Consider the following 4,866-nt stretch of genomic DNA (forward strand, 5'->3'; position numbering starts at 1 on the left):
GCGGCATAGAAGCGGCGCAGGCGTTCGCGGATATCGATATCGGCCTTGAACAGCGCGAGTACCTTGGCGGTGTAGTCATCGCGATAGCGCTGATAGCTCTTGATGTAGAGCGCGCGCTTGTCGCCGAAGGCGCCATAAAGGCTCGGCCGGTTCATGCCGGTGGCGGCGCTGAGATCGTCCAGCGAGGTCGCGGCGTAACCGGCGCGGCGGAACAGGTCGAGCGCCTGGCCGATGGCCACGTCCGGCTCATAGGCCCGCGGCCGCCCGCGACGCTTGCCCTCTCCCGCCCCACTTGCCCCGCCGGAGCCCGGCTTTTCTTTTTGTACCATTTCGCAATTTATTCCTTGACCGCTGCATTATTGTGCGAGACGGTACGAAAATCAATCAATGACGCCCCTTCACGGCGTCACCAAGCGAAGGAAGCACCCATGGATCTCTATTTCTCGCCGATGGCCTGCTCGATGGCTACCCGCATCGCGCTTTATGAAGCCGACGCCGATGCCCGGTTTGTCGAGGTCGATCCGCCCAGCAAGACCCTGCTGCAGGACGGTTCGGACTTCTACGGCATCAATCCGCTCGGCCTGGTGCCGACGCTGCGCACCGATGACGGGGTGGTCCTCACCGAAAATGCGGCGATCTTACAGCATGTGGCGGAGCGCTTTCCGGATTCGCCCATCGCGGCCGGGACCGGCATGGAGCGCAGCCGGCTGCAGCAATGGCTCTGTTTCATCGGCACCGAATTGCACAAGTCGCTGTTCCAGCCGCTGCTCTCGAAGAAGGCACCGCCTGAAGCCCAAGCCTATGCCCTCGAGATTGGCCGCTCGAAGCTCGACTATCTGGAGACCCACCTCAAAGGTCGCACCTTCCTGCTCGACCGCTTCAGCGTTGCCGATTGCTATCTGACGACGGTCCTGAACTGGACCATGGTGATCCCGCAACTGGATCTCGGCCAGTGGCCGGCGATCAAGGCGTATCACGCCGGAATGCGCCAACGCCCCAGTGTCATGCGGGCCGTCGGCGAGGAGTTCGAACTGTTCAAGGCCGAACAAGCGCGTCACAAGGCGGCGGCGTGATTACGCCACCGCGCGGCGGCCGATGATTGCAAAACGGAGGCGGCTGGAGATCCAGTCGATGGCCGCCACCGCCACCAGGATCATCAGGATCAAAAACGACACTTTCTGCCATTCCAGCACGCGGATCTGTTCGGCCAGTTGCAGGCCGATGCCGCCTGCGCCGACGATGCCGATGATGGTGGCCGAGCGCGTGTTCGACTCGATGAAGTAAAGCACCTGCCCGGCGATCACCGGCAGCACTTGCGGCATCAGGCCGAAACGGATTTCGTGCAGCGGGCTGCCGCCGGAGGCGCGGATGCCCTCAACCTGTTTCTTGTCCGCGCCCTCGATAGCTTCGGAGAACAGTTTGCCGAAGGCGCCGAAATCCGACACCGCAATGGCCAGCACGCCGGCGAACGGGCCGAGGCCGACCACATTGATCCAGACCAGCGCCCAGATCAGCGTATCGACGCCGCGGATCGTATCCAGTGAACGACGCACCGGGAAACGCAGCCAGGCCGACGGAATGACGTTTCGCGCGGCCAGAAGACTGACCGGCAATGCGAGCAAGGCGGCCAGCGTGGTGCCGAGCACGGCGATGGACAGCGTCTCGCCCATCGCCTGCAGATAGGCCGGCAGCGACGAGCCAGGATCCGGCGGGATCATCATCATGGTGATCCAGCCCAGTTGCTGAATGCCGTTCAGCATCCGTGCCGGCGAGAAATCGAGCTCGACGAGACCGAATATCAACAGCGCCAGAGCAGCCACGAGAATCGTCGGCACGGCAGCGCGTGATTTCAGCGGGCGATCGAACACGTCGGGATAGCGGCTGCGCAGCTCGCTGGTATTGATATCAGGCTGCTTGCTCACGACCGCGCCTCCTTGCCGAACAGGCGGCCACGCAGCCAGCCGGTGCTGATATCGATCACGAAGACGGTGACGATGATCATCAGCAGGATGGCGCTGACATCGGAATAGTAGAATTTCCGCACGGCGACGACGAGTTCCTGCCCGATGCCGCCCGCGCCGACAAAACCCATCACCGAGGCGCCGCGCACATTGATCTCGAAGCGAAGCAGCGTGTAGCTGGCGAAGCCGGCCGAGACCTGCGGCAGCACCGCAAAGCGCATGCAATCGATCCAGCTTGCCCCCGTGGAGCGGATGCCCTCCACCGGCTTCATGTCGATATTCTCGACGATCTCGCCATACAGCTTGCCGAGCGCACCGACGCAATGGATCGCGATGGCGAGCACGCCGGCCATCGGGCCGAGGCCGAAAGCGATGACGAAGATCAGCGCGAACACGATGTCCGGCACCGTACGGCAGAATTCCATGAAGCGCTTGACGACGAAGCGCAGCCAGCGCGACGGCGCGGTGTTCTCGGCAGCCAGGAAATTCAGGCCAAATGCCAGCAGCGCGCCGACCACGGTGCCCACATAACTGATCAGCACGGTCTCGCCGAGCAGCTTCAGCCACTTGTCCCAGCCCCAGAACCATTCGCCGATATCGTTCCACACCCGGACGCCGCTTTCGAGCGTGAAGATGCGATCGAAATAGCTGAAGAAGTTGCCGATCTTCTCGATGAAGGTCGCGACATTGACCTCGGCGCCGATGGCCGCCACGAACAGAACGACGACACAGGCCGCAACCGACAGCACCGTGCGCAACCGGCGACGCGACACCGCCTTGCGATAGGCGTCGTTGAGCGCGGCGAGTTGCTGGCTCGGCAGGATGGAGACGGCGGCGGGCATCGGGATAACCTTCAAACGGCATAAAAAAGGAGCCGGATCATGCCCGATCCGGCTCCTGTCGAAAGTTGGGTGTTACGACGCCTTCTTCTTGCGCAGGGCGTCGACGAACTTGATCAGGTCGATGGTCGCGTCCCAATCCTTGGTGGTTGCGGCATGGAAGCCCTTCTTCTGGCCGTCCGACAGCTTGTCGAATGCGGCCTTGTCCTTGGTCGGGGCTTCTTCGAACGCCTTGCGGATGGCGACCTTCAGGCTCTCAGGCAGGTCCGAACTATAGGCATAGGGGCCGTTGATGATCGGCGCCGACTTGTGGATGATGCGGAAGTCGTCCTTCTTCATCGCCGAACCGTCGGCATTCTTCAGCATGCCCTTGTGGAGCATCTGCTGCAGGGTCGAGTCGGCGTCGTTGGTCCACTGGTTGGCAACGACATCGACGGTGCCCTGCGACAGCGCGAGCATCGCGTTTTCGTGGCTGCCGGTGAACACGACCTTGCTGAAGAAGGCATCGGCATCGGCGATGCCCATCTTGTCGAGTTCGAAGCGCGGCACGTTGTTGCCCGAAGTCGAGTTCGGATCGACGAGGCCGAGATTCTTGCCCTTCAGTTCCTGCACGGTCTTGTACGGGCTCGTCGCCTTGACGAAGAACACCGAGTAATAGCCGGTCGAACCATCGATATTGATGTCGTTGGCGAAGGCATCGGTCTTGACGCCGGTGAGACGGGCGCGGGCGAACGAGGCCGAGCCATAGCTGGCGAGATGGATGTTGCCCGAACGCTGGCCTTCGATGACAGCCGCGTAGTCATTGGCGATGCGCAGATTGACCTTCACGCCCAGCTCCTTGGAGAGATAGGCGGTGAACGGCGTCCAGCGCTCGGTGACGCCCGAGGCGTTCTCGGCCGGCACGACGGCAAAGGTCAGTTCCGGATATTTGGCCTTGTAGTCCTGCGCCGAGGCAGAACCAGCGGCGAAGGCGAGCACGGCGGCGCCGAGCACGATGGAGCGACGATTGATCATGGCAATCCCTGCGTGATCTGGAGAGGTGACGGAGTTTCTTGTTGCTAGACAAAGCGTCTATCGCCGCGATGACACCATGCGCCCGAAATACAGGCAGATATCATCACGGCAATTCGATCAGGCGACGGCGGCGGCGCCATATTCCGGCACCCGCGCACCGGCTTGCACTGGCACAGGTGTCGATCCCATCACCTCATTGGCTTCGAGATCGTAGAGTTCGCGTGCGATATGTTCGGTGAGCTGAGCGGGCGCGCCGTCGAACACGACGCGGCCGGCCGACATGCCGATCAGGCGATCACAGTAAGTGCGCGCCAGATCGAGCGAATGCAGGTTGCACATCACGGTGATGCCGAAATGCTTGTTGATGCGCAGCAGGGCATCCATGACGATACGGGTATTGCGCGGATCCAGCGACGCAATTGGCTCGTCGGCAAGGATGAGGTCAGGCTGCTGCACCAGCGCACGGGCGATGGCGACGCGCTGCTGCTGACCGCCGGAGAGTTGATCGGCACGCTGCGAGGCATATTGCGCCATATCGAACTGTTCGAGCGCCGACATCGCCAGTGCGCGATCTTCATCGGGCCACATTTGCGTCAGCGAGCGCCATTGCGGCATGCCGGAGAGACGGCCCATCAGCACATTGGTCAGCACATCGAGACGGCCGACGAGATTGAACTGCTGGAAGATCATCGCAGAGCGCGCGCGCCACTGGCGCAGCTCACGCCCCTTGAGCGCGGTGACATCCAGCCCGTCGAACTTGATGCGGCCGGATGTGGGCTCGGCCAGACGGTTGACCATGCGCAGCAAGGTCGACTTGCCGGCGCCGGAACGCCCGATCACGCCGACGAACGAGCCTGGCGCGATCTCGAAATTCGCATTATCGACCGCCGCCTTGGCGCCGAACCGGCACGTCAGGCCTTCGACTGCAAGCATGAGTAACTCCAGCGTTAACAAACATTGCACGCCTATCGCTGGCGGATGACAGCGATGTGACGCGACTGTCACAATGCTCAACCCGCAGCCCTGCAGCCGGTGCAGGTGGAATTTCATTC

At 62.2% G+C, this 4,866-nt stretch carries 6 protein-coding genes; 1 reads left to right on the forward strand and 5 read right to left on the reverse strand.

What is annotated here, in order from left to right:
* Nucleotides 1–329 (reverse strand): TetR/AcrR family transcriptional regulator (locus ACIQ17_RS30845; protein WP_398473291.1); only part of this gene is annotated, 329 nt, incomplete at its 3' end.
* Between the two features lie 99 nt (nt 330–428).
* On the opposite strand from ACIQ17_RS30845, the gene ACIQ17_RS30850 reads away from it, so the two are divergent.
* Nucleotides 429–1,073, forward strand: a complete 645-nt coding sequence (locus ACIQ17_RS30850) for a glutathione binding-like protein (RefSeq protein WP_398473292.1) — start codon at nt 429–431, stop codon at nt 1,071–1,073.
* On the opposite strand, the gene phnE (ACIQ17_RS30855) is transcribed toward ACIQ17_RS30850, so the two are convergent.
* The 4 genes from phnE (ACIQ17_RS30855) to phnC form a co-directional block, all read right to left on the reverse strand.
* Nucleotides 1,074–1,922, reverse strand: coding sequence for a phosphonate ABC transporter, permease protein PhnE (gene phnE, locus ACIQ17_RS30855; RefSeq protein ID WP_398473293.1), 849 nt, complete (start codon nt 1,920–1,922; stop codon nt 1,074–1,076).
* Nucleotides 1,919–2,803, reverse strand: coding sequence for a phosphonate ABC transporter, permease protein PhnE (gene phnE, locus ACIQ17_RS30860; protein WP_398473294.1), 885 nt, complete (start codon nt 2,801–2,803; stop codon nt 1,919–1,921). Before phnE (ACIQ17_RS30860) ends, phnE (ACIQ17_RS30855) begins: the two co-directional genes overlap by 4 nt.
* Nucleotides 2,804–2,875: 72 nt before the next feature.
* The gene (phnD, locus tag ACIQ17_RS30865) at nt 2,876–3,814 is read right to left on the reverse strand and encodes a phosphonate ABC transporter substrate-binding protein (RefSeq protein ID WP_398473295.1); all 939 of its coding nucleotides are present in this window, start codon (nt 3,812–3,814) and stop codon (nt 2,876–2,878) included.
* A 117-nt stretch (nt 3,815–3,931) separates the two neighbouring features.
* Nucleotides 3,932–4,747 carry a phosphonate ABC transporter ATP-binding protein gene (gene phnC / locus ACIQ17_RS30870; protein ID WP_398473296.1) on the reverse strand — a complete coding sequence of 272 codons (816 nt, stop codon included), beginning with the start codon at nt 4,745–4,747 and terminating at the stop codon, nt 3,932–3,934.
* Between the last annotated feature and the right edge of the window lie 119 nt (nt 4,748–4,866).

The organism is Tardiphaga sp., assembly GCF_044340795.1.
GTDB lineage: Bacteria > Pseudomonadota > Alphaproteobacteria > Rhizobiales > Xanthobacteraceae > Tardiphaga.

What these genes read in the sequence shown, in the direction of transcription:
- phnD (WP_398473295.1), bottom strand. Translation starts at nt 3,814, where the DNA reads ATGATCAATCGTCGCTCCATCGTGCTCGGCGCCGCCGTGCTCGCCTTC.
- phnC (WP_398473296.1), bottom strand. Translation starts at nt 4,747, where the DNA reads ATGCTTGCAGTCGAAGGCCTGACGTGCCGGTTCGGCGCCAAGGCGGCG.
- ACIQ17_RS30850 (WP_398473292.1), top strand. Translation starts at nt 429, where the DNA reads ATGGATCTCTATTTCTCGCCGATGGCCTGCTCGATGGCTACCCGCATC.
- phnE (WP_398473294.1), bottom strand. Translation starts at nt 2,803, where the DNA reads ATGCCCGCCGCCGTCTCCATCCTGCCGAGCCAGCAACTCGCCGCGCTC.